The 24,062-nt window shown below is 55.6% G+C and carries 27 protein-coding genes; 13 read left to right on the top strand and 14 right to left on the bottom strand.

Annotated elements, in window-relative coordinates; all coding sequences use genetic code 11:
• Nucleotides 1-43: 43 nt before the first annotated feature.
• Nucleotides 44-340 carry an SCP2 sterol-binding domain-containing protein gene (locus ORG26_RS13320; protein WP_266362509.1) on the bottom strand — a complete coding sequence of 99 codons (297 nt, stop codon included), beginning with the start codon at nucleotides 338-340 and terminating at the stop codon, nucleotides 44-46.
• 91 nt (nucleotides 341-431) lie between these two features.
• Between ORG26_RS13320 and ORG26_RS13315 the strand changes: the two genes are divergently transcribed.
• Both ORG26_RS13315 and ORG26_RS13310 read left to right on the top strand, forming a co-directional pair.
• The gene (locus tag ORG26_RS13315) at nucleotides 432-971 is read left to right on the top strand and encodes a sigma-70 family RNA polymerase sigma factor (RefSeq protein ID WP_266362507.1); all 540 of its coding nucleotides are present in this window, start codon (nucleotides 432-434) and stop codon (nucleotides 969-971) included.
• 50 nt (nucleotides 972-1,021) lie between these two features.
• Nucleotides 1,022-1,771 (top strand): FecR family protein, encoded by a 750-nt coding sequence (locus ORG26_RS13310; protein WP_266362505.1) that lies wholly within the window; start codon nucleotides 1,022-1,024, stop codon nucleotides 1,769-1,771.
• 55 nt (nucleotides 1,772-1,826) lie between these two features.
• On the opposite strand, the gene ORG26_RS13305 is transcribed toward ORG26_RS13310, so the two are convergent.
• The 8 genes from ORG26_RS13305 to ORG26_RS13270 form a co-directional block, all read right to left on the bottom strand.
• Nucleotides 1,827-2,237: a hypothetical protein gene (locus ORG26_RS13305; protein ID WP_266362503.1), complete on the bottom strand. Its 411-nt coding sequence runs from the start codon at nucleotides 2,235-2,237 to the stop codon at nucleotides 1,827-1,829.
• Nucleotides 2,238-2,891: 654 nt separating this feature from the next.
• Nucleotides 2,892-3,092, bottom strand: a complete 201-nt coding sequence (locus ORG26_RS13300) for a hypothetical protein (RefSeq protein ID WP_266362501.1) — start codon at nucleotides 3,090-3,092, stop codon at nucleotides 2,892-2,894.
• Between the two features lie 150 nt (nucleotides 3,093-3,242).
• Nucleotides 3,243-4,481 (bottom strand): MFS transporter, encoded by a 1,239-nt coding sequence (locus tag ORG26_RS13295; RefSeq protein ID WP_266362499.1) that lies wholly within the window; start codon nucleotides 4,479-4,481, stop codon nucleotides 3,243-3,245.
• Nucleotides 4,482-4,578: 97 nt separating this feature from the next.
• Nucleotides 4,579-5,841 (bottom strand): MFS transporter, encoded by a 1,263-nt coding sequence (locus ORG26_RS13290; RefSeq protein WP_266362496.1) that lies wholly within the window; start codon nucleotides 5,839-5,841, stop codon nucleotides 4,579-4,581.
• A gap of 151 nt (nucleotides 5,842-5,992) precedes the next feature.
• Nucleotides 5,993-6,481 (bottom strand): YciE/YciF ferroxidase family protein, encoded by a 489-nt coding sequence (locus ORG26_RS13285; RefSeq protein ID WP_266362494.1) that lies wholly within the window; start codon nucleotides 6,479-6,481, stop codon nucleotides 5,993-5,995.
• Between the two features lie 158 nt (nucleotides 6,482-6,639).
• Nucleotides 6,640-7,419 (bottom strand): polyprenol monophosphomannose synthase, encoded by a 780-nt coding sequence (locus tag ORG26_RS13280; RefSeq protein WP_266362492.1) that lies wholly within the window; start codon nucleotides 7,417-7,419, stop codon nucleotides 6,640-6,642.
• A 181-nt stretch (nucleotides 7,420-7,600) separates the two neighbouring features.
• Nucleotides 7,601-8,902: a protoporphyrinogen oxidase gene (gene hemG / locus ORG26_RS13275; protein WP_266362490.1), complete on the bottom strand. Its 1,302-nt coding sequence runs from the start codon at nucleotides 8,900-8,902 to the stop codon at nucleotides 7,601-7,603.
• Nucleotides 8,903-8,904: 2 nt separating this feature from the next.
• On the bottom strand, nucleotides 8,905-9,309 hold the full coding sequence (locus ORG26_RS13270) for a DUF4296 domain-containing protein (protein ID WP_266362489.1): 405 nt from the start codon (nucleotides 9,307-9,309) through the stop codon (nucleotides 8,905-8,907).
• Nucleotides 9,310-9,455: 146 nt separating this feature from the next.
• Between ORG26_RS13270 and ORG26_RS13265 the strand changes: the two genes are divergently transcribed.
• The 4 genes from ORG26_RS13265 (at nucleotide 9,456) to ORG26_RS13250 (ending at nucleotide 13,096) form a co-directional block, all read left to right on the top strand.
• The gene (locus ORG26_RS13265; protein ID WP_266362487.1) at nucleotides 9,456-10,322 is read left to right on the top strand and encodes a DUF58 domain-containing protein; all 867 of its coding nucleotides are present in this window, start codon (nucleotides 9,456-9,458) and stop codon (nucleotides 10,320-10,322) included.
• A gap of 25 nt (nucleotides 10,323-10,347) precedes the next feature.
• Nucleotides 10,348-11,310: a hypothetical protein gene (locus ORG26_RS13260; protein WP_266362485.1), complete on the top strand. Its 963-nt coding sequence runs from the start codon at nucleotides 10,348-10,350 to the stop codon at nucleotides 11,308-11,310.
• Nucleotides 11,311-11,389: 79 nt separating this feature from the next.
• The gene (locus tag ORG26_RS13255; RefSeq protein WP_266362483.1) at nucleotides 11,390-12,397 is read left to right on the top strand and encodes a VWA domain-containing protein; all 1,008 of its coding nucleotides are present in this window, start codon (nucleotides 11,390-11,392) and stop codon (nucleotides 12,395-12,397) included.
• Nucleotides 12,398-12,520: 123 nt separating this feature from the next.
• Nucleotides 12,521-13,096 (top strand): ribonuclease HII, encoded by a 576-nt coding sequence (locus ORG26_RS13250; RefSeq protein ID WP_266362481.1) that lies wholly within the window; start codon nucleotides 12,521-12,523, stop codon nucleotides 13,094-13,096.
• Nucleotides 13,097-13,182: 86 nt separating this feature from the next.
• On the opposite strand, the gene ORG26_RS13245 is transcribed toward ORG26_RS13250, so the two are convergent.
• The 5 genes from ORG26_RS13245 to rpmH all read right to left on the bottom strand — a co-directional run bounded on the left by ORG26_RS13245 (nucleotide 13,183) and on the right by rpmH (nucleotide 16,888).
• The gene (locus ORG26_RS13245) at nucleotides 13,183-13,692 is read right to left on the bottom strand and encodes a DUF2480 family protein (RefSeq protein ID WP_266362479.1); all 510 of its coding nucleotides are present in this window, start codon (nucleotides 13,690-13,692) and stop codon (nucleotides 13,183-13,185) included.
• 5 nt (nucleotides 13,693-13,697) lie between these two features.
• Complete coding sequence (gene tsaB, locus ORG26_RS13240; RefSeq protein WP_266362477.1) at nucleotides 13,698-14,432, bottom strand: tRNA (adenosine(37)-N6)-threonylcarbamoyltransferase complex dimerization subunit type 1 TsaB; 735 nt, start codon at nucleotides 14,430-14,432, stop codon at nucleotides 13,698-13,700.
• Nucleotides 14,433-14,561: 129 nt separating this feature from the next.
• Nucleotides 14,562-16,229, bottom strand: coding sequence for a S41 family peptidase (locus ORG26_RS13235; protein WP_323134251.1), 1,668 nt, complete (start codon nucleotides 16,227-16,229; stop codon nucleotides 14,562-14,564).
• A gap of 11 nt (nucleotides 16,230-16,240) precedes the next feature.
• Nucleotides 16,241-16,669: a ribonuclease P protein component gene (locus tag ORG26_RS13230; protein WP_266362475.1), complete on the bottom strand. Its 429-nt coding sequence runs from the start codon at nucleotides 16,667-16,669 to the stop codon at nucleotides 16,241-16,243.
• Nucleotides 16,670-16,720: 51 nt separating this feature from the next.
• The gene (gene rpmH / locus ORG26_RS13225; RefSeq protein ID WP_266362473.1) at nucleotides 16,721-16,888 is read right to left on the bottom strand and encodes a 50S ribosomal protein L34; all 168 of its coding nucleotides are present in this window, start codon (nucleotides 16,886-16,888) and stop codon (nucleotides 16,721-16,723) included.
• A 242-nt stretch (nucleotides 16,889-17,130) separates the two neighbouring features.
• On the opposite strand from rpmH, the gene ORG26_RS13220 reads away from it, so the two are divergent.
• The 7 genes from ORG26_RS13220 (at nucleotide 17,131) to ORG26_RS13190 (ending at nucleotide 24,013) form a co-directional block, all read left to right on the top strand.
• Complete coding sequence (locus ORG26_RS13220) at nucleotides 17,131-18,600, top strand: M61 family metallopeptidase (protein ID WP_266362471.1); 1,470 nt, start codon at nucleotides 17,131-17,133, stop codon at nucleotides 18,598-18,600.
• A 92-nt stretch (nucleotides 18,601-18,692) separates the two neighbouring features.
• Complete coding sequence (locus ORG26_RS13215) at nucleotides 18,693-19,469, top strand: NIPSNAP family protein (protein WP_266362469.1); 777 nt, start codon at nucleotides 18,693-18,695, stop codon at nucleotides 19,467-19,469.
• Nucleotides 19,470-19,666: 197 nt separating this feature from the next.
• The gene (locus tag ORG26_RS13210; protein WP_266362467.1) at nucleotides 19,667-20,041 is read left to right on the top strand and encodes a BlaI/MecI/CopY family transcriptional regulator; all 375 of its coding nucleotides are present in this window, start codon (nucleotides 19,667-19,669) and stop codon (nucleotides 20,039-20,041) included.
• Nucleotides 20,038-20,925 carry a M56 family metallopeptidase gene (locus tag ORG26_RS13205; protein ID WP_266362465.1) on the top strand — a complete coding sequence of 296 codons (888 nt, stop codon included), beginning with the start codon at nucleotides 20,038-20,040 and terminating at the stop codon, nucleotides 20,923-20,925. The genes ORG26_RS13210 and ORG26_RS13205 overlap by 4 nt, the downstream gene beginning before the upstream one ends.
• A 3-nt stretch (nucleotides 20,926-20,928) precedes the next feature.
• Nucleotides 20,929-21,945 carry a TonB family protein gene (locus ORG26_RS13200; protein ID WP_323134433.1) on the top strand — a complete coding sequence of 339 codons (1,017 nt, stop codon included), beginning with the start codon at nucleotides 20,929-20,931 and terminating at the stop codon, nucleotides 21,943-21,945.
• A gap of 8 nt (nucleotides 21,946-21,953) precedes the next feature.
• Nucleotides 21,954-22,940, top strand: a complete 987-nt coding sequence (locus ORG26_RS13195) for a TonB family protein (RefSeq protein ID WP_266362461.1) — start codon at nucleotides 21,954-21,956, stop codon at nucleotides 22,938-22,940.
• A gap of 35 nt (nucleotides 22,941-22,975) precedes the next feature.
• The gene (locus ORG26_RS13190) at nucleotides 22,976-24,013 is read left to right on the top strand and encodes a TonB family protein (protein ID WP_266362459.1); all 1,038 of its coding nucleotides are present in this window, start codon (nucleotides 22,976-22,978) and stop codon (nucleotides 24,011-24,013) included.
• Nucleotides 24,014-24,062: the final 49 nt, after the last annotated feature.

The raw sequence follows: 24,062 nt of genomic DNA, 5'->3' as shown, positions 1-24,062 counted from the left end.
TACAAGTAGTCGCAGCGATCCACATTCAAAATTCGGTGATTCGTCAGGCGAGCTTCTGGCCCATTTTCATGGCCACGCCCATGTCCCCTTTTACCTTTAATTTTCCAAACATAAAGGCGCTCATGGGATTCAGCTCACCAGAAGCCATTTTTTGTAGGTCGGCAATTGTGACCTGAAGTACACAATCGGCGTCTTTATCCTCGTTTGAGATGACATTCGGAACCTGTTTCCCGTCGATATAGACGACGCCCTGATCCGTGTCCAGCTTTACCGTAGCGTCAATTCCGCTGTTTGTGCCGATACGATTCCGAATTTCGTCTGTAAATTGCTCAAGTGTCATGATTCTGTTGAAGTTTTGGTCTGTACTACCGATAAAACTATGGATAAAATCTACATAGCCCTAACGCTGTTTCAAAAAATTACTTCGCCGCATGGCAGTTGAGAAAGCACTGGTCCGTCAGTTGCGGGCGGCCAACCCGGAGGCGTTCCGACTCCTGTTTGAGCAGTACGCTCCCCGCATTTATCAGTTTGCCGCCGGCTACCTGAAACAGCCCGCGCAGACGGAAGAAGTTGTGCGACAGGTTTTTGTCCGGTTGTGGGAAAAGCGCTGGACGCTGGACGACGACCTGTCCCTGAACGGTTATCTGTTTACCCTGACCTACCACCAGGTGCTGGCGGCCTTTCGGGAGTTGCACAGCGTTTGCCGTACGCAGGAAGTTCTTCTGCGGCTTACGACCCGTTCGGGGAATAGTCAGGAAGAGCGCCTTCTTTATCAGGATTGGGAAAATGTGTACCAGCAGGCCGTTACCCGGCTTCCGCTTCGGCAGCGGAAGATTTTTCTGCTGAGCCGGGACGAAGGCCTGAGTGATCGGGACATTGCCGAACTGCTGCGGCTGCCGTTGACGACGGTAGTCGGCGAGTTGAGCAAAGCCCTCAATAAAGTTGGAAAGCATTTCGACCGAAACGCGTAGTTCGGAATGCGTAATCGAAATGCGTAATCAGTTATTCCGTGGATGAGTTGTTGAACCGTTACTTTCAGGATGAGTGCGATCCGGAAGAACAGCAGGAAGTGATCGAATACCTTCAGAATCCGCCGAACGAACTGTTGCTGCGCGGTCAACTGTGGCAGCAGTGGAACCGGTTGCCGCCGGAAGCGAATGTGGATATGAAGCGGCTCTGGACGGACATCCGGCAGCAGGCCGATTTGCAGCCCACCTCGCGCCGGATCTGGAAGCGCCCCGCTTTCCGGATGCGCCTGGCCCGGCTCCTGATTCGCCTCGGATTGATGCTGGCGCTGGCGCTCGCGTTCTTTCTGCTCCAGGGCCGGTCCGGCACCCCGAAGCTGCTGTACCAGACCGGTCCCGGCCAGCGACTGACCGTTGCCCTGCCCGACCACTCGACCGTCGTGCTGGAAGAGAACTCTTCGCTTACCTATTGCACCCAGGAGCCTTTTACCGACCCTTCCGTTCAGTTTTCGGGAACGGCGGTCTTTCAGATTGCGCCCCAGACGAGAGGCCGCCACTTCGTCATTTACACCAGTGACCGGCTCCAGTTCCAGATTCGGCAGGGCCTTCTCCGGCTCACGCACCAGAACGGGTCGTCCCGGATGGCGGTCCAGGAAGGAGTTGTGGTTCTGAACATTGAAAACGGCTTCTTCGAAGATCCGCTCCACCTCGCCCTTGACCCCGGCGATCTGGCCCTGTACGATGAAAAAGCCAACCAACTCGTGCGCCGCCGGGAGGCCGGGCGCCCCGAAAGCACGAAACCCTGAAAACCGATGCGCTGCCTGACCCGCCAGCAGGCAGACGGTCAGGCAGCGCATCGGGTTAGTTCATGGTCACATACCGCTGCGGCAACTGCTCGTTGAGGCCGGGCGTCGAAAGCCGGAACGTCTTTTCAACCACCTTATCCCCGTCGGTAATCCGGATGGTGTAGTTTCCATCGGTCATTTCGCTCAGGTTGAACTGCTGCTTGTAAGCTTTGCTGCGGCGCGGGAGCAAACCCGTATACAACACTTTATTCGCTTTATCGACCAGTTCCACGCGCACTTTGCTGCTCTGGGTCGGCTTATCGACGACCATCCAGAGTTTGGTGGCATTCGCCGCGGGATACACGACCGCCTGGAAAGAAGAGGACGGGCTGGTCTGCGGAGCTTCCTGCGCAAAAGACGTATAAGGAACGGCCGGTACGAGAGCCAGAGCCAGTGCGGCGACGAAAGTTGAGATTACCTTTTTCATGGGAGTTAGTAGTTGCTGTTTACGATTCGGCAGACTGCGTTTTAAGCATTGCACCGAAAAGACGTAAGCTTTTCCCGATGAAATCGCGCTTTCAGGAAGAGAGGAAAAAAAAAGGGATGGACGGATTTATCGAATTGGTGACTGGTTCGGAACAAAAAAGGCCCGTCGGTGAAGACGGGCCTTTTGCTTTATTTAATAAATGCTATCGCTTAATGAATCGAGGCATACTGGGCAACCATAGCCGACGACTGCTTGACGGAATGGTAGCGAGTATGATACGAATGCAACAAACCAAGAATCAGCAGTACCCCCACCAGTTGAACTGCCTCTTTCACCCGAATCCGGTATCTCCACAAAACCAAGTACTGCTTTCTCATGACGTTAGGTAGTAGGTTATTAAGGTTTCGGTTTCTAAATTAGACCTCACCACCCACTTAAGCAAGTACAATTTTTTATTGGAAATACCCTTTAATTCGAATAGATGAATAAAAGTAAATCTAACAATCCTCTCTCTGGACAATCAATTGTTTACTAATCAGTGCGTTATAAAATAAAAACTTCTGCCCGGGCGTCAATTGCCAGACAGAAGCCTACGTACACTCACCCCAATTTATAATCGCTTTTTAATTCGTGTTAAGCGTTTTGCGGAGCCGGTCAACCCTGTTTCTCCGGAGTTAACGAAACTTGAATGCTTTGCACAGACTGCACCGAAAGTCCGTTTCCTGCCGGTTTGTACGCGCGGTACTTACCGTGCCAGAGCAAAGCCAGCATAAGCAGCAGAACGCCGATCAGGATTTGAATAGAAACGGGCACAGCAAGGCGTGAGCCGTTTGGGCTTTCAGTCGTGTCTTTCATAACTTCCAGTTTGTGTGTGGATATGTGTTTGCGCCGGTCGGTCTGACCTGGCACTGAAATATACAGCGGACTGGAGGATATTGTTACAAATTTATGATTGAATGGTCATTAGGGATAAATGAGTAGTAATAATTAAGCAATGAATAGTATTTAGTCAATATAATTTAAGTCCTTTCCGTGCGTCTCTTCCACCGTCGCCAGTGCCCAGAACGAGATCAGAAAACAAAGCGCTCCGACAAGTCCGGCTGCACCCAGAGCACCCAGCGAGGTCTTTAAATACTGAAACAGGGGAATCGTCAGCAGGGTCGTTGCCCGGACGTTGTTGGCAATGGAGGTGGTCGCCGTTGCCCGGAGGTTGGTCCCGAACTGTTCGGCCGCCACGGTCAGGAAAAGCGCGATGTAACCGATGGAAAAGCCCAGCGCCAGACAAAGCCAGTAGAACGGTTCCGCCGACCGCACCACACCCAGCAGAAAAGCGGCCACCAGAACCAGATTCAGCGCCATCAGCAGTCCAATGGCTTTCCGGCGAGAGTGCAGCCATTGGCTAAGCGGGCCGCTGGCCAGATCCCCTACCGCCATACCGATATACGTGAACATAACGGCGCGGCCCGCCACCACGGGCTCCGACAGCCCAAGGGCTTTACCAAATTCGTTGCTGAACGTAGCCAGAATGCCGATAACGAAGTAGGTCGGGACGGCCAGCCCCATGCAGCGGAGATACCGCAGCAGCAGCGTCCGGTTGGTAAAAAGCAAAAAGAAATTACCGCGCTCGACGCTTTTTCCCTTTATTGTCAGATACATGCCCGACTCGAAAACCGAAACGCGGAGCAGCAGCAGCGCCAGACCCATGCCGCCCCCGATGAAATAAGCCGTCCGCCAGTCGAACGAAACTACCGTGAGATAAGCCACTACGGCCCCAAACAACCCGACCCCGGCGATAAGGGAAGTACCTAAACTGCGCAATTCTTTTGGCAAAATTTCGGAGACCAGCGTAATGCCCGCTCCGAGCTCACCCGCCAGCCCCAGACCCGCCACAAAACGCAGGCCCGCGTAGGTCGGCACGTCCTGCACGAAGCCGCAGGCGATATTGGCCAGAGAGTAGGTGATGATGGAACCGAAGAGAACCGAAAGCCGCCCCCGCTTGTCGCCCAGCACGCCCCACAGAATTCCCCCCAGCAGCAACCCCGCCTGCTGCCAGTTCAGAATACTCGCTCCCTGCCGGGAAACGTCGGCCTCCGACAGCCCCATGTCTTTGAGGCTGGGCACCCGGACAATGCTGAACAGGAGCAGGTCGTACACATCGACGAAGTAACCAAGGGCCGCCACCAGCACCGGCAGCGAAAACAGCACCGCGTAGGCAGGACGGGAAGAAGGAGTCAGGGTTTGCATGGGAAGAGGAAGAAGCGGAGGAAAGGAGGAGAGGGAAGAGGGGGGGGAAGGACGAGGAGAACCAGTTCCTTTTTTCCCTTTCCTCCCCCTTCCTCCTTTATTCAAGATAATTCAGGTCCTTGCCGTGCGTTTCCGGGATGGTCAGGATGGAGTAGAAGCCGATGGCAAAGGCGAGCGCGCCTACGACGGCTCCGGCGTTGATGACATCCAGAGACGGCTTGAGCGTCTGATACGTCAGCGTCATGGGAATGACCAGACCGCGCACCATGTTCGGTACGGTGGTGGCGGCCGTAGCCCGCAGGTTCGTGCCAAACTGCTCGGCACCGATGGTCACAAACATGGCCCAGTAACCGATGCCGAAGCCCATCGCCAAACTTAGGCCATATAGCATTTTGGCGCTGTCGATCCCGGCGTAAAGATAAACAAGACTGCCAATGAGGGTGAACGACATCAGCAACGCCACCGCCTTTTTCCGGGAACGCAGTGCCTGACTGATGACGCCGCTCGCCAGATCGCCCGTGGCCAGTCCCACGTAGCACCACATGATTGCCAGACCGGGCTTGATGGGTTCGTCAATGCCCAGCGCCTTGCCAAACTCGTTGCTGAGGGTCGCCAGAATGCCGATGACAAACCAGGTGGGCAGACCGATGCCTATACACTTCATATAGCGAACAAAGCGCTCCCAGTTGGTGAAGAACGCAAAAAAGTTGCCTTTGGAGACGTGGCTCTGTTCGGCCACTTCCTTGTACATTCCGGACTCAAAAACGCCAATCCGCAGCAGCAGCAGGCCGATGCCCATGCTCCCGCCGATGAAGAAAGCCGTCTGCCAGCTGAAAACCTCCACCGTAAAATAGGCAACAACGGCCCCAAACAGACCCACCCCGGCCACCAGCGACGTACCGAGGGCCCGAAGCTCCTTCGGCAGCGTTTCGGAAACCAGCGTAATGCCCGCGCCCAGTTCACCGGCCAGACCGATGCCCGCGATGAAACGGATGAGCGCGTAATAGTCCGTCGGGTTCATGAATGTTACCTGATCGACGAAGCCGCAGGCGATGTTCGCCAGGGAATAGGTGATGATGGAACCGAAGAGGACCGAAAGCCGCCCCCGCTTGTCGCCCAGCACGCCCCACAGAATCCCCCCCAGCAGCAGACCGCCCATCTGCCAGTTCAGGATATTGACCCCCACGCGGGAAATCTGCTCGTCGGTCAGCCCCAGTTCTTTCAGGCTCGGTACGCGGACGATACCGAAAAGCAGCAGATCATAAATATCGACGAAGTAGCCAAGGGCCGCCACAATGACCGGCAGACTGAAAAGTGGTCGGTAAGAATGCTTTGGCGGAGAGGTTAGGGTTGATTGCATTTGTTCGGGAAGAGAGTTGATTTTTCCGACTATGTTCTGCAAGTATACCCATTTGCCCGCATTTTCGCCAATCGGCCGGTGTCCATAAACACGAAAAAGCGGTGCCCGGCCGCAAAGCCCGGGCACCGCTTCTGTGGGTACGGCAAACGACTTACTTCGAGTCGGCGGCTTTCTTGTTCACCCGACCTTCGGCAATTTTGGTCAGCTTCGCGTCGGTTTCTTTTTCTTCGTTGAGTGTCTGCTCCAGCAGATCGGCGATTTCGCGCATACCGGCCTGCTGGGCCAGCGTGCGGGCCGTGCCGTAGGCCGCGATTTCGTAGTGCTCCATTTTCTGAGCGCAGCCGATCAGCGCCGCATCGGCGATTTCACCTTCCACCTCGTCCAGCACATTTTCGGTTTCTTCGATCAGGCCCTGAATACCCACGCAGGTTTCGCCTTCCGGATCGCAGCCCATCAGTTCACAGGCTTTCTCCAGACGTTCGACCTGCTTCTGGGTCTGCTTCATGTGCATTTCAAAAGCCTTTTTAAGCTGTTGATCCTGAGCGCTTTCGATCAGGGTCGGATACGCTTCCAGCGCCTGGGTTTCGGCAGAGTAGAGGTCCTGCAATTCGTGTTCCAGCAGTTCGTTTACGGTTTTCATACCAGTTGAGTTTTGTTTGATGTAACGACTTTCTCAACCGGACATCATGCCGCATTGTTTGTTATTTTTTTTGCTTACCGAGTGAATGGTCTATTCTTTCTATCGACTTATAAGGCTGCACAAAAAAGCCGCATCGGGGTTTGATGCGGCTCTCCTGATTAAACGACTGCCGGTTCATCCACCACCGGCTTCGGCTGCTTTTTAGGCGGTATGTAATGCTTGAAGAAGCTTTCCACTTTCATCTGAATAACGCCAAAAACCGCTTCCTTAAATATTTTGGTAGACATCTTGGAAACGCCTTTGGTCCGGTCGGTGAAGATGATGGGCACTTCCGTCAGGCGGAAGCCGTATTTCCAGGTCAGAAACTTCATCTCGATCTGGAAGGCATACCCCACAAACCGAATCTGGTTGCTCAGGATGGTTTCCAGCACTTCCCGTTTGTAGCAGATAAATCCGGCGGTTGGGTCCATGATCGGCATGCCGGTGATGAAGCGTACGTAGTGGCCAGCAAAATACGACATCAGCACGCGCCCCATCGGCCAGTTGACGACGTTGACGCCCCGGATGTAGCGGGAACCTACGGCGGCATCGGCGCCCTCGCGCGAACAGGCTTCGTAGAGCCGCACCAGGTCTTCGGGATTGTGCGAGAAATCGGCGTCCATCTCGAAAATATACTGGTACCCCTGGCCCAGAGCCCAGCGGAATCCTTCAATGTACGCCGTTCCCAGGCCCAGTTTGCCGCGCCGCTCCAGCAGGTGCAGACGGCCGCCAAACTCCCGCTGCTGCAGATTCTTAACGCACACGGCCGTCCCGTCCGGCGAGCCGTCGTCCACGATCAGCACCTCAAACGGCACCGAAAGCGTGAAGACTTTCCGGATAATTGCCTCAATATTCTCGATTTCGTTATAGGTCGGAATGACCACCAGACACTCTTTCAAGGCCGTATTGGGTTGTCGTATTATCAATTTCGCAACCAAATAACAACTTTTTCAGGAGTTTGGTATCAGAAGTGGGGCAAATGCGCGGTTAAAAAACGTTAAAAATGGCAAAATGGCCCCTCGGAAAAGCGGTCAAAGAACCGAAAGCGAACGCCGCTTCTGCCCTTTGCCGCCTTGCCGTTTAATCGGTAAGTCTGCCCGCCAGCTCTCCGGCTTTCCTGATGCCGTCCGGCAGACTAATGCCGCCATACCAGTTGGCGCAGACAAAGACTCCGCTCTGCTCAAGGGCACCCACAGACGCTTTAGCGGCCAGATAAGCGGCATCGTACTGGGGAATGGCCCGCTCCCACCGGGCGAGCCACTGTTGTACGGGTTTGCCGGAAATGCCAAACGCCTGCTGGTGCTCCTGCCGGACGTTGCGCAGCGTAATTTCATCTGGCATGGCCGCGTTCTGCGGCGACAGGCGCCCGCCGACGAACGTCGTCAGCAGTACCTCATCCGCCGGACAGCGGTCTTCAAACGTGGAGCTGTTCCAGATGTGGCCGGCGCAGAAGCGGTTTTCCGCCTTGGGATTCAGACCGCCGAAGCCGTCGAGCGGATGCGCCACCTCGGCCCGTTTGTACACTGTGTGCACGGCGGTCATGGGTGGGTAGTCAATTTTCCCGATGGCCTCGGCAGTGTCCGGGAAGGTCGTTTTTAACAGCCGGGCCGCCGTCAGCGTATCCGTAGCCAGCACCACCGCCGTGGCATTGTACGTGCCGCTCCGGGCCGCAACGGTCCAGTTGCTCCCCGTTCGAGTCAGCGCCTCAACGGGGTCGTTTAGGTTCAGGGCCGTCAGGCGGCTGGCGATGGCCTGGGGCAGCATCTGCATGCCCTCCCGGAAACTAACGGTCTGCCGGCGCCCTGCCCCGGCAGCCTTCAGGAAGCCCCGCAGCACCGAACCGTATTTTTTCTCGTATTCCACCAGACTCGGGAACGTCTCGGCGACCAGCAGTTTCTCGGGGTCGCCGGCGTAGACGCCCGTTACGAACGGCGTCAGGGCGTAATCCACGATTTCCTGCGAAAAACGGCGGCGAAAAAACGCGGCCAGTGTTTCGCCCGGCGGCGAGAGCGTCCGGTTGTTGCGTTCGTTCCAGATGGCCCGGATGGTTTTCCAGCTGAAATACCGGCCAAACAGGAGCGACAACGGCCCGGACGGCAGTTTTCGGTAGGCACCCTCCCGGTAAACGTAGCGGGCCTTGCTGATGGGCTTGCTGAAGCGCAGGGCCGGGGTAAGGCCCAGTTCGTCGATGTACGTCAGTAAGGGCTGGTCAACCAGCAGGGAGTTGGGCCCGATTTCGCGCAGATAAGGCCCTTCCCGCCGCGACCGGATCACTCCGCCGACTTCTTCCCCCGCTTCAAAAAGGCGGTACGACAGCCCGCGCTTCTGCAATTCGAGGGCCAGCGCAAGGCCCGAAATTCCGGCACCGATAATAGCAATCATGCTTATTTCGTTTTCTTCTGATCCTCCTGCTTCTTTTCTTCGAGTTTGGCAATCACCTGTTTATAAAGCGAGGCAAACTTTTCCGGGTTGGAGGAATAATACTGGTAGCTTCGGTAATAGGTGCCGGTATCCAGCTGGTAACGGGCGTAAATCTGCTTTTCCAATTTCCGGTAAACCAGATTCTGCGAGTCGGTTGCGATGATTCCCAGCTTTGTAACCCGGGCTTCGGCCAGATGAATATCGGTCAGCACCTCCACCATTTTGTCTTCCGGAATCAGGTTGTCCGGCTTGTCTTCCTTCGGCTGGCAGGCCCAGGCCAGCAGCGTCCAGCCAAAAATCCAGAAACCGTATACCCAGCGGCGAACCGCCCGGCGGGAATAGCGACGTGCTTCGTCGTTAGTTTTCATTATTTTTGTAAATATGGCTTCCTGGGCGAGCCGGAAACTATGATAAAACACAGGCCAGCGGTTGATTGCCGACAGGGTGCCCCGACTATGGGCCTTGGCACCCTTACCGGCAATAACGCAACGAACGCCCAATTTTCTCCGGTACGATGGATGAATTCCTGAAAAAACTCCATAAATACGAAATCCGTATCCGTAAAGCGGTCAATTCGCAGATGCGCGGCAGTTTCAGTTCGGTATTCAAAGGGACCGGACTGGAGTTCAGCGACCTGCGGACGTACCAGTACGGCGACGACGTGCGGGCCATCGACTGGAACGTATCGTCGAAAGGACACGGGACGTTCGTCAAAATTTTTCGGGAAGAAAAAGACCAGACCGTTTTTTTCGTCGTGGACGTCAGCGCCTCGCAGGAAGTGGGAACGGCCGACCGTTCGAAGCTCGACACCACCAAGGAAGTGTGCGGCATTCTGGCAACTTCGGCCATGCGGGAGGCGAGCCATGTGGGGCTCTACTGCTTTTCGGACAAAAAAGAAAAGTACCTGAAGCCCTCCAACAGCATGAAGCACGGCTACCAGCTCATCATGAGCCTCTTCAAGCTGCAGCCCGAATCGGTCCGGACGAATCTGGCCGACGCGCTGCTTTTTACGCTCAATATCCTCAAACGCAAAAGCGTTGTTTTTCTGGTTTCGGACTTCATCGACGCGGGATACGAGCACAACCTCAAGGCCCTGGCCCGCAAACACGACCTGGTCGTGGTGCACATGTACGACCGCCGCGAAACCAGCCTGCCCCGGCTGGGCATCATCCCCGTGTACGATACCGAAAGCCGCCGGATGGTCTGGATCAACACCTCATCCCGGTCTTTCCGGGAGCAGCAGCGGCAGACGTTCCGGGAAAGCCAGCAGCAGCTCGAACGGCTGTGCCGCCAGTACAACGCCAATTACGTCGCCCTCGACGCCCAGGAAGACTACGTTCCGAAGCTGATCGATCTGTTCCGGGTGCGGAAGGCGAAATGATTTTTGAATGAATAATGAACAATGAATGATGAATAGCCGGATACCCGCCGTTTTTTTCCGGAGCCTAACGACCGCCACCACGAAGCATGGGCTCCGGGCCCTTTTCCTTATTCATTCTTCATTCTTCATTCTTTGCTCCGCCTCCGCCCAGCCCCCGCGCGGCCGCTTCCTGACGGATACCGTCGAAATCGGGAAGCCCTTCCGGTACGCCCTGAGTATTCGGCACCGGGCGGTGCAGGAAGTTTTTTTTCCGGATACCGCCCGGCATTTCGCGCCGTTTCTGGTTCGGGATATAGCCTTGTTCAGCACCGTCACCGACACCCTCGGCAGCCTCGACAGCGTGGTGTACACTTTGGTTTCTTTTGAAATAAAGCCGCTTCAGACGCTGCGTGTGCCCGTTTTTCTGCTCAAAAACACCAAAGACTGCACGGCCGTTTTTTCGAATACCGATACGGTCCGGCTCCGCGAACGCATAGCCACCAACCGCCCGGATACGCTGCGGCTGGCGACACAAACGGAGGTTGCTCCCCTGCAGCCGCAGATGAATTACCCGTTTCTGGTGACCATTCTCGCCATCCTGGGCGCGCTGACGGGCTTGATTTTCGTTGTGTTTGGAAAAAGCATCAACCGGCAGCTCCGGCTTTACCGATATTACCGCCAGCATTACGACTTCGACCGGCTGTATTCCCGCCTGACCCGCAACATCAATCCCGACAATGCCTCGGTCAACGCCGGGAAAGCGGTGATTGCCTGGAAGGAATACCTCGAATGGCTGGAACAGAAGCCTTTTTCGACCATGACCACCCGCGAAATTGCGGACGCTATTTACGACAGTCGTCTGGCCGATGCGCTGAAAGAAATGGACGGAGTGGTGTACGGCGGCATGTATTCGGACCGCACCCAGATGTCGCTGCGCATTCTGTACGAAATTGCCGACAGCGCGTACCGGCGTCAGCGGCTCCGGATTCTCAACGTATCCACGGGCTGAAGTTCGTGGATACAAAACCAATCACGGGCTGAAGCCGCGCGGCGGACCGTCCGTGGATACAAATGGCTGTGGATACAAGATGAATTGGCTCTCCTGGAAATGGTTTACCATTGCGCAGTTCCGGCAGTTTAGCTGGGAGGCGCCTTACTGGCTTTACGGCATTCCGGGCCTGCTGCTGCTCTTTGGCTTGCGGGCGCTGCTGAACACCCGGTCGCGGCAGCGGCTGGGCGTGGCCCTCAACCGGACCGAACTGCGGTCGTCGCCGCTGGTGATGCTGCGGCACCTGCCCGCCGCCTGCCTCTTTCTGGCCATGAGCCTGATTCTGGTCGCGCTGGCCCGCCCGCAGATCATTCGCCAGCAGACCGAGAAAATTTCCGAAGGTATTGATGTGGTGCTGGCGATGGATATTTCGGCTTCCATGCTGGAGAAAGACCTGCGACCCAACCGGCTTGAAGCGGCCAAACGGGTGGCCCGGGCGTTTGTCCGCAATCGGCCCAACGACCGGATCGGGCTGGTCATTTTTGCCGGAGAGGCTTTTTCGCTCTGTCCGCTGACCACCGACCACGACCTGCTCAACAGCTACCTCAACGAGCTGGATGACAGCATGATCAAAACGTCGGGAACAGCCATTGGCAGCGCCCTGGCGGTCTGCATTAACCGGATGCGCGAATCAGGTTCCAAAAGCAAGGTGGCTATTCTGCTCAGCGATGGCGACAATACGGCCGGGAACCTCGACCCCGTCACGGTAGCCAAACTCGCCAAGGCGTTCAACATCCGGATTTACACCATCGCCGTGGGCCAGCCACCCCGGCCGGCCGCGTTGGGGCAGTCGGTCGTTACGGTGGACGAAGGCATCCTGACAACCATTGCCGGCATTGGCGGCGGCACATTTTTCCGGGCGACCGACGCCGCCCGGCTGCGGTCCGTCTTCTCCGAAATTGACCGGCTGGAAAAAGCCCCGGTCAAAACAAAAAGCTACAAGGAAGTGCAGGACTACTACCGGGTCTACCTCTACTGGGCAATCCCCTTCCTGCTGCTGGTGCTGCTGCTGAAGAGTACGATTTTTGGAAATATTCTGGAAGACTGAAAAAGGGGTTTAGAGTTTAGCTCAAGGAACGCCATGCCCTCAACCTACTCATTCGCCCAAACAAAAAACATGAAGCCAGCTCCTCCAACTATAAACCCTAAACTTTAACCCTTACCCCTACCCATGCTTCTATCCTGTTACAACAAAGATGCCGTTGAGGCGGGCCTGGATGAGGTCGGACGGGGCTGTCTGGCGGGGCCGGTGGTGGCCGCGGCGGTGATTCTGCCCGGCGATTACCGGCACGAATTTCTAACCGATTCCAAGCAGTTGACCCGCGCCCGCCGCGAACAGCTCCGCGAAGACATCCGGCGCGATGCCGTGGCCTGGGCCGTGGCCGAGGTTTCGGCCGAAGAAATCGACAAGATCAGTATTCTGAAGGCAAGCTTCCTGGCCATGCACCGGGCCGTCGAACAGCTCACCGTCCGGCCCGAACACCTGCTCGTGGACGGCAACCGCTTTGTGCCCTACCCGATGATTTCGCACACCTGCATCATCAAGGGCGACGCCAAGTTTCTGTCTATCGCCGCGGCGTCGGTGCTGGCGAAATGCTACCGGGATGAGTTGATGGAGAAGCTGAGCGAAGAATTTCCGCAGTACGGCTGGGCGCAGAACGTCGGCTATCCCACGCCCGCCCACCGGGCAGGTCTACGCGAACACGGCCCGACGAAATGGCACCGGTTGAGTTTTCGGCTGGTGTAAGCTCTCGCACATTATCACAGACTCCAGACGCAGAGTGGCGCAGAAAACTCCGCGAACATCCGCGTCTAAAATCTGCGGGAAAAGCCTCATTTTCTCCGCTTGAAGAGGGGCACCGTGCTGCACGGTTCGCCAAACATCAGGCTGGCCACCACCGGCTGAAGCTTCCGGGTGATTTCCACGTAGGCCGCCGTCGGGACGGGCACCTTGCTGCACCCCTTCACGACCACTTTGGCGTCCCGAAAGTCTTCCGCATGGATGGTTGTAATGGCGTCGAAATACAGCTTTTCCTCCAAATCCTGTAGGGAGCCGAACACGACGGCGTTGGCATGCGGCGCGAGGTGCAGCGTCAGCAGCATGTACGCCCAGGTGGGAACGATGGCATCTTCCGAACAGGTGACGGCTACGTTCTTTCCGGCGTACTGCGACCAGTCGTGGTCTTTCAGAAAGTCGCGGAAGTCTTTCTCCTTCAGAATCATGCCCATGAACAGATTGTCTTTCAGGTCATAGACGATCCGTTCGCCGGGATGGTAGTAGTCTTCCAGGTCCAGGCTGACAAGGCCGCTTTTGGCGACGCGGTTAACGATTTCGGTTTCCATACCGCTTAAACAACCGCTTTCTTCGGCTTGGTTCCCATAAAGTCTTTCAGATAGAACGGCTCAAACGCGGCCACGTCTTCAAACCGGCCTTCCGCGTACGCCCGTGCGGCCAGTTCCCCAACCGTCCGGGCAGACGGCTGAACAAGGGCGTTCAGGAACCGGGCGTTCGGATGCTGCCCGAGTACCGGCTCGCACTTGGCAGCTCCGTTGCCAAAAAACAGCACCGGCTGTTCGGCCAGAACCTCCGCAAAGGAGTGTTCGTCCACAATCACCGCCGTGGTAGGCATGACCTCCCGCCCGTCTGCGTCGTACACCGCCGCGTAGACTTCCATCCGCCGGGCGTCGAGCATGGGGCAGAACAGGGTCGGATGGGTTGATGGGTTGATGGATTGATGGGTTGAATGACCGCCGACCACTCTCCACTGTCCACTAATCTGCCTTGCCATTGCCTCCAGCGTATTGACGGCAATCATCGGTTTGTCGAGCGCATAACACAAGCCTTTCGCCGTCGAAACACCGATGCGCAGACCCGTGTAGGAACCGGGGCCTTTGGCAACCGCCACGGCATCCAGTTGGGCCAGTTCGTGCCCCGTATGCTGCACCCCGTTCTGAATCAGGGTTGTGAGCATGCCCGAAGAAGACTTTTCGGCAAACAATTCGTAACAGGCCAGCACCTGCCCATCTTTGTGCAAAGCGACGGAGCAAACGGTGGTGGAAGTATCAATGGAGAGAATCAGCATAAAATGGAGTTAGGAGTTAAGAATTATGAGTTAAGAGTTAAAAGCGGTCAGTCGCTGCGACAGGCTCCGCTGCGCGTTGAAAGCTATTTTTAACTCTTAACTCATAATTCTTAACTCCTAACTGTATTGTTATTTTCCTTTCAAAATAGTCTGGTACTTGTTCATGTCCTTGAACAGGTCCAGGGCGGCTTTGATTTCCGGATCCGAGGAGAAAGACGCTTCTTTCAGGCCCTTCTGCAAATAATAATGCCCGGCAATTTCCTGTTCCAGCAGCGATTTCAACTCTGCTTTGAAGGTAATCAGGTCGGCGTCCTTGCTGTGCGACGCTTTGTTTTTGAGCGCCTTCAGCTGTTCTTCAATTTTGTCGAAATACTTTTCCTTCTTGGCCGAGGCTTCAAGGGTAGCGAGGTCTTTTTCCACCTGCGTTGTATAATCGTACTCCTTGTCTTTCAGCCAGTTCGTAAACTCCGCGTATTCGGCATCCGTCAGGCGGAACTCGCGGGCGGGCTTGATGCTCGGGTGCGAATTCCGGTATTTCACGGCATAATCGAAGATCAGGCCCTTGTTGGTCAGGCTGAGGGCAATCGGCGTCGGGGTCGGAGCCTCGGTCGTAATGTCCGGCGTGACGCCGCCGCCATCGTACACCACGCGGCCGTTTTTGGTTTTAAACGCCGTCCGGAGCGAATCCGGAATCTTGCCCACGCTGCCGTCCGGGTTGCGGTGGCTGTAGTCGATGGCCTGGATGCAGCGGCCGCTCGGGATGTAATACTTGGCCGTCGTAATTTTCAGCTTCGTATTGAACGACAATTCGCGGGTGGTCTGCACCAGCCCTTTGCCGTAGGTCCGCTGGCCGACCAGTACGCCCCGGTCGTAATCCTGAATTACCCCCGAGACAATCTCGGCCGCCGAAGCGCTTCGGCTGTTGGTCAGCACCACCAGCGGTATTTCCAGGTCGAGCGGCGGGTTCAGGGCCGTGTAGGTCTTGTTCCAGTCGGTCACTTTGCCTTTGGTCGTCACGACCTCCGCGTCCTTCGGAATCCAGATATTGGCAATATCGATGGACATATTCAGCAGACCGCCGGGGTTCTCGCGCACGTCGAGCACCAGCTTTTTCATGCCTTTGTTCTTCAACTCCACAAACGCGTTGCGGACTTCCCGGGAGGCCGTGGCCGTAAAATCTTTCAGGTCGATGTAGCCGACCTCGTCGTTCAGCATGCCGTAGTACGGCACGTTGGTCATCTTCACCACGTCGCGCATCACGCTCAGGTCGAGCGGGTCTTTGGCCCCGACGCGCTTCACGGTCAGTTTAACGGCCGTGTTGGTCTGTCCGCGCAGCAGTTTATCCGCATCCGACAGGTCGCCCGAGCGGTCGCGGCGGGTTTTGATGTCCACGCCGTCCACTTTGATGATTTCGTCCCCAATCCGCAGCCCGGACTTTTCGGCGGGCGTTCCTTCGTAGACCATCATGACGATGGTTCTGCCCTGCCGGTTGCCGACCAGCGCCCCGATGCCGTTGTAGCGGCCCGTGGTCATGGTCATGTAGTCCTCGATTTCGTCTTCTGCGTAGAAATTGGTGTACGGGTCAAGGCCCTTCAGCATGGCATCGATGCTCGATTTCACCATGCGGTTGGGATTTATTTCGTCAACGTAGTACAGATTCAGTTCTTTGAACAGCGTGGCGTAGATGTCGAGGTTTTTCGCGATTTCGAAAAAGCGGTCGTCCTGTCGGAACGAAGCGAGGCCCAGCCCCCCGGCCAGGAGCGCGACCGTAGCCGCGATGGTAAAACGTTTGCGCATAGGGATAGAGGCTATTGAAGCTTAGTCAAAACCAATTTCATGCTTTTTTCTATCTCTTCAAACGAAATTTTCTTTCGGGCGGTATACAAAAAGGCAATGTACGCGGGGGGAGTTTTCGGTTTTTCCGGGGTGCCGTACAGGAACGGCTTGTTTTTGCGGTAGGCTTCGCGGATGCGGCGACGAATGAGGTTTCGGTCCACGGCCTGTTTGAAGTTCCGTTTGGAAACGGTAATCAGGATGGCGGGCAGCGGCGCGGGGCCTTTTTCAGCTTCCGGAAAATCGCCGGGCGACTCGGGGGAAAGGGGCGTTTCGGCGCGCAGATACAGCACCCGATACGGAAAAAGGTAGTACGTCCCTACAGCCGTACTACCTTTTTCAAATAACTGACCAATGGTCTTTTTGCTGCAAAGCCGCTCGGATTTCGTGAAGGTTTGCTGCATAAAGAGTCGTTAAACGTTGAACGTTAAACCTTCAACGTCTAACGTTCAGCCTTAAAATTTGAAGCGATCGCCTTTCTTCTCGTCAGAGACGGTCAGCTTATGACGGCCTTTTCTACGGCGGGCGGCCAGCACCTTGCGGCCGTTAGCGGATGCCATACGCTCGCGGAAGCCGTGCTTGTTTTTCCGCTTACGGTTCGACGGTTGGTATGTTCTTTTCATGGCAATGTATGCGTTTGTGTCGTTGTTCCTGAAAGAGTCCGCAAAGGTAGCTAATGTTTCCTTTACGAACAAGCCATCCAAACCTTTTTATAGTTTTCAGAAACAAGCGATTACCTTACTCCGTAGTTTCGGGTTTAGAGTTTATGGTTTAAAGGTTATAGTTGAGGGTAAATTGGCTACTCACGCGGACGGCTGTAAACCATAAACTCCAAACGATAAACTTTAAACCATAAACGGCTTTCATGCACTACACGATATTCTCCGAGAACCCCGAATCGCGTTTTCTGAACGTGGAATGCCGTCTGACGGACATTCACACTCCCACCGTCGAACTGCAGCTTCCTGCCTGGCGGCCCGGCCGCTACGAGCTTCAAAACTTTGCCAAAAACATCCAGCAGTTTGCCATCACCGACGGCGAAGGCCGGGCCGTGGACTTCCGGAAAATAACCAAAGACCGCTGGCGGGTGCAGACCGAAGGCGTCCGGGAGCTGGTTATCCGTTACAATTATTTCAGCAACCTTGTCAATGCCGGCACCAGCTATGCCGACGACCGGCTGCTGTATGTCAACCCCGTTAACCTCTGCCTGTACGCCGAGGGCCGCCTCCATGAGCCCTGTACGCTGCAACTGGGTATCCCGGCCGACTGGCCCATTGCCTGCGGCCTCAAACAGACCGGACCGGCCACGCTCCGGGCGGCCGATTTCTACGAACTGGCCGACAGCCCGCTGATCGCCTCGCCGGACCTGAAGCACGAGCAGTACGTGGCGGGCGGCGTGGTTTTCCACGTCTGGATTCACGGCGATTACAGCCCCAACTGGGAGCGCATCCGGGAGGATTTTGTGCGGTTTACGGACGTGCAGTTGCAGTTGTTCGGAGAATTTCCGGAACGCGATTACCACTTTCTGACCCTGATTCAAAACATACCGGTCTACCACGGCGTCGAACACCGCAACTCGACGGTGCTTGTCCTGGGGCCGAACGACGAGGGCGAAGGACTTTACAACGACTTTATCGGCGTGTCGTCGCACGAGCTTTTCCACGCCTGGAATATCTGCCGCATCCGGCCTGTGGAGCTGCTGCCGTACGATTTTACGCGGGAAAACTACTTTCCGACCTGCTTTGTGGCCGAGGGCGTCACGACCTACTACGGCGACCTGCTGCTCCGCCGCTCGGGAGTGTTCAGCGACGAGGCGTACCGCAAGGAACTGCACGTGCTGCTGAAACGGCATTTTGAGCAGAACGGCCGGGCCGCCCAGTCGCTGGCGGAATCATCCTGGGACCTGTGGCTCGACGGCTACGAAAAGGGCGTTCCGGACCGGAAAGTGTCCGTCTACCAAAAAGGAGCCATCGCGGCCATGCTGCTGGACCTGCACCTCCGCCGCAAAACCGACCACGACCGGACGCTCGACGACGTGATGCGCCTGATGTGGGAACGCTTCGGCAAGCCGTTTGTCGGCTACACACTGGACGATTACCGGGCCGTCTGCGAAGAAGTGGCCGGTGAGCCCCTCGACTGGTATTTCAACACCTGCATCTTCGGCAATGAACCGCTGGAAGAGCTGGTCAACGCGTACCTGGACTTTGTCGGGCTGCGAATTGACTACGACCCCGAGGCCGACGGACTTTCCCTCCTGCTGCTGGATACCGACAACGAGGTGGGGTTGGAAGAGCGGGAAAAGTGGCTGACGATGGGTTTAACGGCGGTTCATTAACCACCGAGTTATCCAGAGATTATGGACTCTTTTAACCCGGTGGTTAAATTCCCTTCTTCCTTATCTTTACTTCCAAATTAACATCTTAATCAATGTCCGTTTTTCTTAAGAATTTCTTCCTTGCTGTCTGTCTGCTGCTGGCCGTAACGGTCAACGCCGCGCCTAAACCCTCCTATTACGAACTTCGTACCTTCCGGCTGAAGACCCCCGAGCAGGAAAAACGCCTCGACGCTTATCTGGAAAAAGCTTTCATTCCCGCCCTGCACCGGGCCGGTGTCGCCAAAGTGGGCGTGTTCAAGCCCGTCGAAACGGCCGCCGGAGCCGAGCAGATCGTCTACGTTTTTATTCCGTACAAAAAAACCGACGAGTTTTTCAAGCTGCCCGAATCCCTGAGCAAAGACAAAGCCTACAACGAGGCGGCTCAGGATTACCTCAACGCGGCGCACAACGACCCGGTCTACACCCGTTTTGAGTCGGCCCTGATGGAGTCCTTCAGCGGCATGCCTTCGTTTCGCGCGCCCTCGCTGAAGTCGGCCCCGGCCGAGCGGATTTACGAACTGCGGAACTACGAGGCGGCCACCGAAAAGCTGCACCAGGCCAAAGTGCACCAGTTCAACAACGGCGAAATGCAGATTTTTGAGCGGCTGGGCTTCAACGCCATCTTCTACGGCCGCGTGCTGGCGGGCAACAAACTGCCGAGCCTGATGTACATGACCTCGTTCGAGAACAAAACCGAGCGCGACGCCCACTGGAAAACGTTCAGCGCCGATCCCGAGTGGAAAAAGCTCAATGCCCTGCCCGAATACAAGAACAACTTCCTGCGGGCGGATATTCTGCTGCTGCACCCGGCGGCGTATTCGGAAATTTAAAGTTTGGGTTTAACCACAGAGTTTCGCGGAGGGAAGCACAGCGTTTTTCAGAGTAATCAATCTCTGTGTAACGCCGTGCTTCCCTCCGCGAAACTCTGTGGTTAAAAATTTTTCCAAAAAATAACTAATTATTTAGTTGAAAAACTAAACCATTAGTCTTACCTTTCGTTTACCATTACAACCAATACCCGATTTTTATGCAAGTCCGCGAACTCACCAAGGCCGAAGAAGAAATCATGCGTGTACTCTGGAAGCTCGACAAAGCTTTTGTGAAAGATGTGCTGGCCGAACTTCCCGATGATCCGAAACCCGCTTACAACACGGTTTCGACCATCATCCGCATTCTGGAGAAAAAGGGATTGGTGGGCTACACCGCTTACGGAAAAACGCACGAATACTATCCGCTGATTACCGAAGAACAGTACAAACGCTTTCAGACCGAGCAGCTGATGTCCAATTATTTCGACAATTCGCTGCAGAAGCTGGTGTCATTTTTTGTAAAAGACCGCAACCTGAGCCTGAAGGAAGCCGACGAGCTGATTCAGCTCATTAACCGCAAAAAGGAATCATGAACGCCCTGGAATTTTTCCTGAAGGCCAACCTCTACCTGGCCCTGTTCTACGCCTGCTACCATCTGGGACTGCGGCGGCACACCTTTTTCAGCCTCAACCGGGCGTATCTGCTGGCCTCGGTGGTGGCCGCACTGACGCTGCCGCTGGTCGAACTGTCGCTGCAAACGGTCGAAAAGCTGCCTGTCCCGGTGGGCGTTATTTCGCTGCCGGTGGCGGTGCTGGCGGCGCCGACGGAATCGACCGGGCCGGACTGGGAAACCATCGGCTACGGGGCGTACGGGCTGGTGGCGGCGGGTCTGTTTCTGCGGTTTCTGCTGCGGCTGACGGGCGTGGCCCGGCTGATTGCCCGTTCGGAACGGGTGCCGCAGAACGGCTTTACGCTGGTCCGGCCCGACTCGGAGCGGGTGCCGTCGTTCTCGTTTTTCCGCTATCTGGTGCTGAATCCGGAGGACGCCCGGCATCATGCCGACGTGGTTTGCCGCCACGAACTGGTCCACATCCGGCAGTGGCACAGCGCCGATGTGCTGTTTTTTGAGCTGGCGCAGATTCTTTTCTGGATTAATCCGGTGATGCTGCTCTACCAGCGCGCCATTCGGCAGGTCCACGAGTTTCTGGCCGACCGGGGCGCTACGACCGTCGAGGACAGTACGCAATACGCCACGTTTCTGGTCGAGTATGCCTTCAGCGCCCAGCCGGACACCCTGACCAACAGTTTTTTCAATCCAACGCTGCTGAAAGAACGCATTCAGATGCTGCACCGCCGCGCCACGAGCCGCTGGGCGGTCTGGAAGTACGGGCTGGTGCTGCCGCTGGCGCTGGGATTGCTGGCGATGACAAGCGCACCGGAGAAGGTGCAGAGTTTAGTCTCATCTATCTCCGCCTAAGATATTACCGTATCGGGACGCGTGACCGATAGCGACGGAAAGCCGCTGGCTGGGGCTAACGTGGTGGTTGTAGGTACTACGCGCGGCACTACCACCGACGCTCAGGGCAAGTTTCTGCTTGTTAAAGTGCCGTCGGACGGAAAGCTGGCCGTAAGTTTTGTAGGCTTCAGTACGGAGGCGGTGGCCGTGCTACCCACGCTCACTATTCGCCTCAATCGGCAGCCCGTTGCCCTTGACCGGGTGGTGGTGGTAAGCTATCTGCCTAAAGAGGCACCTCTCCAGCAGGAAAAGTCACCCAGCCCGAAGCCGGACACCGAAGAAGTTTTTAAAGTGGTCGAACAGCAACCGGAATTTCCCGGTGGGCACCGTGCCTTGATGGAATACATTGCCCGGAACGTGCGTTACCCGACCCGGGCCCGACAGGCAAACGTTACGGGCATTGTTATGGTCGAATTTGTTGTCTCGGAGGCGGGGCGGGTTCAGGATGTAAAAGTCATGAAAGGCATTGGCTTCGGGTGCGATGCGGAGGCGACCCGGGTGGTCAGCGAGATGAACCAGCTCTCACCTTGGCAGCCGGGTAAGCAGAACGGTAAGCCAGTGGCGGTGTCGTATGTGCTGCCGGTTTCGTTCGAACTGGAAGGAGCCACTGACAAACGCTCGGGTTATAACGAAACGCCCAAACTGCCCAACAACCTGCCGCTGGGGGATTTTCCGGATTATTACGGAAAAGCGACTCCTAAAAATTCCAGAGGAAGTGTTGCCAATGTGTCCATGCCCCGCGGCTTCTTTTCAATTCCTTCCGATACCATCGATTTGAAGGAGCCGCTTTTTATCCTTGACGGCGTCGTGCAGAAGAATAAACGGGCCGTCCGGCAACTCGATCCCAGATTGATCAAATCCATCAATGTCCTTAAGGGGGAAACCGCCCAGCAGTTGTACGGCCTGGCCGGTAAAAATGGAGTTCTTCTCATCAATACGAAAGAAACCGATCCAGATTCGCTACGCTCGACTTCCAAATGACAACACCTATGAAAAACGCTGGCAATCCCTTTACTCACCTTCTCCGCGCCGCCGACGACCTCTTGGTCCGGCAGTCTTACGAAAGCCGGACGCCGCTGGTGAACCGATTCTTTCATTCCTCCATCCTTAAACAACGCATTCAAATGCTGCAAAAACCTGCTTCCAGCTACTGGGCCTTACTTCGTTACGCCGCCGTGTTGCCGCTGGGCCTGACCCTGCTCATGTGTACGCAGGAACTGCCTATGAAAGAGTCCGTTCCGGCGAAGCCTACCGCCGGTGCCCGCATAACGGTTGGCGGCGATGAGGTATTTACGGTTGTCGAAAAGGCTCCCGAGTTCCCGGGCGGTACGGCGGGCCTGTTCAACTACCTGTCGCAGAACATTAAATACCCGGCCGAAGCGGCCAAAGCCGGGGTGGGTGGACGGGTCTTCGTGACGTTTATCGTCAACACCGACGGCACCATCAGCAACGCCGAGGTCCTGAAAGGCGTCCGGGAAGACCTGAACGCCGAAGCCCTGCGAGTGGTGTCGCAGATGCCCGCCTGGAAACCGGGCACGCAGAGCGGCAAACTGGTGCGGGTAAAATATAACCTGCCGATTGCTTTCCAGACCGAAGAGCAGAAGGCCGAGCAAGCCGGTACGGCTCCGAAACCCTCTTTTTATGTGGTGGACGGCGTTGAACAACCTGCCGATTTTCAGCCTAACTCGCTCAATCCGGACCAGATCGTTTCCATCGATGTGCTGAAAGGCGCTTCGGCGACGGCGCAGTACGGCGACCGGGCCAAAGATGGGGTAATCGTGGTTGTCACAAAAAGCAATCCGGCCGTGAGCAACCCGAAGCCTTCCTCGTTTGATATAAGCAAGGCAAGCTTATTTTTCAACGATAAGCCCATCACAAAAGCCGAAATGGAGAAGATGGATCCGGCATTAATTAAAGAAGTTAGGGTTACGAAGGATGGGAAGGGCAACGACGTTGTCAGAATGTACGGTAAATAAACCCGGCAATGGCACCGCATGGCACTACTTCCCCCATGAGCCGATTGCTTCAGGCGTTGGACGGTTGGCTGGCTGCGTACGTACGCAAGGCGGATTTTCCGCTGACGAATCTGTTTTTTTCGCCTTCCACTCTTAAACAACGCATTCTAATGCTGCAAAAACCCGCCTCCAGCCGCTGGGCATTGAGCGTATATGCGCTGTCGTTGCTTGCTATGCTTGTGTCCTTTCTTTTTGTTTCTTCCTGCCAAAATGAGTTAAGCGAAACAGATACGACACCCGGTAAAACATTGATTACGGTTTCCGGCACTACCGTAGATGCACAGGGACAACCGTTACCTGGTGCGCGAATCACGGTCCAGGGGCTTAACCGAACGGTTGTTTCAGGGGCAGATGGCCTTTACAAACTTGAGAATATTCCGAGTAATGCGAAGATTACCTACAGTACCCTGGGCTTCCACGAGGTAACTGTGTCAGTTGACGGCCAAACTACCATTCCGGTTATATTTCGCAGGCCGCTTAGCACCAAACCTGAAGAGGAAGTTTTTATGGTCGTTGAAAAAGAGCCTGAATTTCCGGGTGGTTACGAAGCGCTGAGACAGTTTCTGGCCCAACACCTCCGTTATCCCGAGCCCGCCCTCCGGGCAGAAGTAGAAGGAAAAGTTTTTGTAAGCTTCGTAATTAGAAAAAACGGCAAAGTGACGGATGTAAAAATCCTCAAAGGAATGGGTTTTGGTACTGATGAAGAAACCATGCGAGTCATGAATACTTTACCTAACTGGAAACCCGGCTACCAGAATGGCAAGCCCGTCGATGTTCGGTATACTATTCCTGTCGATTTTACGCTCCCCAAAAAGACCGCACAGGCCGATAAACAGGCCAGTGCTGCTGAAGAAAACGACGAAATGGACCCCACATTTTACGAGGACATTCGAAGAAACTACAAGACATTTCTTGTAAATGGAAAGTCCGTAAGCTTCGATGAATATGTTCGTTTAGACAAGTACTCTTACGCGGGCAACTTCGACCTTAAGACGAAAACGGTTTCTATCTCAGTCAAGCTTCCAAACAAGTGATCAATTTGAGAGATAGACAATAACAAAGAAGCCCCGACCTCACTGGTCG

This window comes from Tellurirhabdus rosea, assembly GCF_026278345.1.
Taxonomy (GTDB): domain Bacteria; phylum Bacteroidota; class Bacteroidia; order Cytophagales; family Spirosomataceae; genus Tellurirhabdus; species Tellurirhabdus rosea.
Note: the sequence above shows the minus strand (reverse complement) of the source record. Positions and strands in the feature narration are given on the sequence as shown.

Excerpts from the sequence above, each read along its gene's own strand:
- ORG26_RS13285 (WP_266362494.1), bottom strand. The coding sequence starts at position 6,481 with ATGAAAACCGTAAACGAACTGCTGGAACACGAATTGCAGGACCTCTAC.
- ORG26_RS13205 (WP_266362465.1), top strand. The coding sequence starts at position 20,038 with ATGAACGCCCTGGAATTTTTCCTGAAGGCCAACCTCTACCTGGCCCTG.
- ORG26_RS13255 (WP_266362483.1), top strand. The coding sequence starts at position 11,390 with ATGAATTGGCTCTCCTGGAAATGGTTTACCATTGCGCAGTTCCGGCAG.
- hemG (WP_266362490.1), bottom strand. The coding sequence starts at position 8,902 with ATGATTGCTATTATCGGTGCCGGAATTTCGGGCCTTGCGCTGGCCCTC.
- ORG26_RS13190 (WP_266362459.1), top strand. The coding sequence starts at position 22,976 with ATGAGCCGATTGCTTCAGGCGTTGGACGGTTGGCTGGCTGCGTACGTA.
- ORG26_RS13235 (WP_323134251.1), bottom strand. The coding sequence starts at position 16,229 with ATGCGCAAACGTTTTACCATCGCGGCTACGGTCGCGCTCCTGGCCGGG.
- ORG26_RS13265 (WP_266362487.1), top strand. The coding sequence starts at position 9,456 with ATGGATGAATTCCTGAAAAAACTCCATAAATACGAAATCCGTATCCGT.
- ORG26_RS13215 (WP_266362469.1), top strand. The coding sequence starts at position 18,693 with ATGTCCGTTTTTCTTAAGAATTTCTTCCTTGCTGTCTGTCTGCTGCTG.
- ORG26_RS13270 (WP_266362489.1), bottom strand. The coding sequence starts at position 9,309 with ATGAAAACTAACGACGAAGCACGTCGCTATTCCCGCCGGGCGGTTCGC.
- ORG26_RS13320 (WP_266362509.1), bottom strand. The coding sequence starts at position 340 with ATGACACTTGAGCAATTTACAGACGAAATTCGGAATCGTATCGGCACA.
- ORG26_RS13290 (WP_266362496.1), bottom strand. The coding sequence starts at position 5,841 with ATGCAATCAACCCTAACCTCTCCGCCAAAGCATTCTTACCGACCACTT.
- ORG26_RS13245 (WP_266362479.1), bottom strand. The coding sequence starts at position 13,692 with ATGGAAACCGAAATCGTTAACCGCGTCGCCAAAAGCGGCCTTGTCAGC.
- tsaB (WP_266362477.1), bottom strand. The coding sequence starts at position 14,432 with ATGCTGATTCTCTCCATTGATACTTCCACCACCGTTTGCTCCGTCGCT.
- ORG26_RS13300 (WP_266362501.1), bottom strand. The coding sequence starts at position 3,092 with ATGAAAGACACGACTGAAAGCCCAAACGGCTCACGCCTTGCTGTGCCC.
- ORG26_RS13230 (WP_266362475.1), bottom strand. The coding sequence starts at position 16,669 with ATGCAGCAAACCTTCACGAAATCCGAGCGGCTTTGCAGCAAAAAGACC.
- ORG26_RS13315 (WP_266362507.1), top strand. The coding sequence starts at position 432 with ATGGCAGTTGAGAAAGCACTGGTCCGTCAGTTGCGGGCGGCCAACCCG.
- ORG26_RS13250 (WP_266362481.1), top strand. The coding sequence starts at position 12,521 with ATGCTTCTATCCTGTTACAACAAAGATGCCGTTGAGGCGGGCCTGGAT.
- ORG26_RS13195 (WP_266362461.1), top strand. The coding sequence starts at position 21,954 with ATGAAAAACGCTGGCAATCCCTTTACTCACCTTCTCCGCGCCGCCGAC.
- ORG26_RS13295 (WP_266362499.1), bottom strand. The coding sequence starts at position 4,481 with ATGCAAACCCTGACTCCTTCTTCCCGTCCTGCCTACGCGGTGCTGTTT.
- rpmH (WP_266362473.1), bottom strand. The coding sequence starts at position 16,888 with ATGAAAAGAACATACCAACCGTCGAACCGTAAGCGGAAAAACAAGCAC.
- ORG26_RS13210 (WP_266362467.1), top strand. The coding sequence starts at position 19,667 with ATGCAAGTCCGCGAACTCACCAAGGCCGAAGAAGAAATCATGCGTGTA.
- ORG26_RS13260 (WP_266362485.1), top strand. The coding sequence starts at position 10,348 with ATGATGAATAGCCGGATACCCGCCGTTTTTTTCCGGAGCCTAACGACC.
- ORG26_RS13305 (WP_266362503.1), bottom strand. The coding sequence starts at position 2,237 with ATGAAAAAGGTAATCTCAACTTTCGTCGCCGCACTGGCTCTGGCTCTC.
- ORG26_RS13220 (WP_266362471.1), top strand. The coding sequence starts at position 17,131 with ATGCACTACACGATATTCTCCGAGAACCCCGAATCGCGTTTTCTGAAC.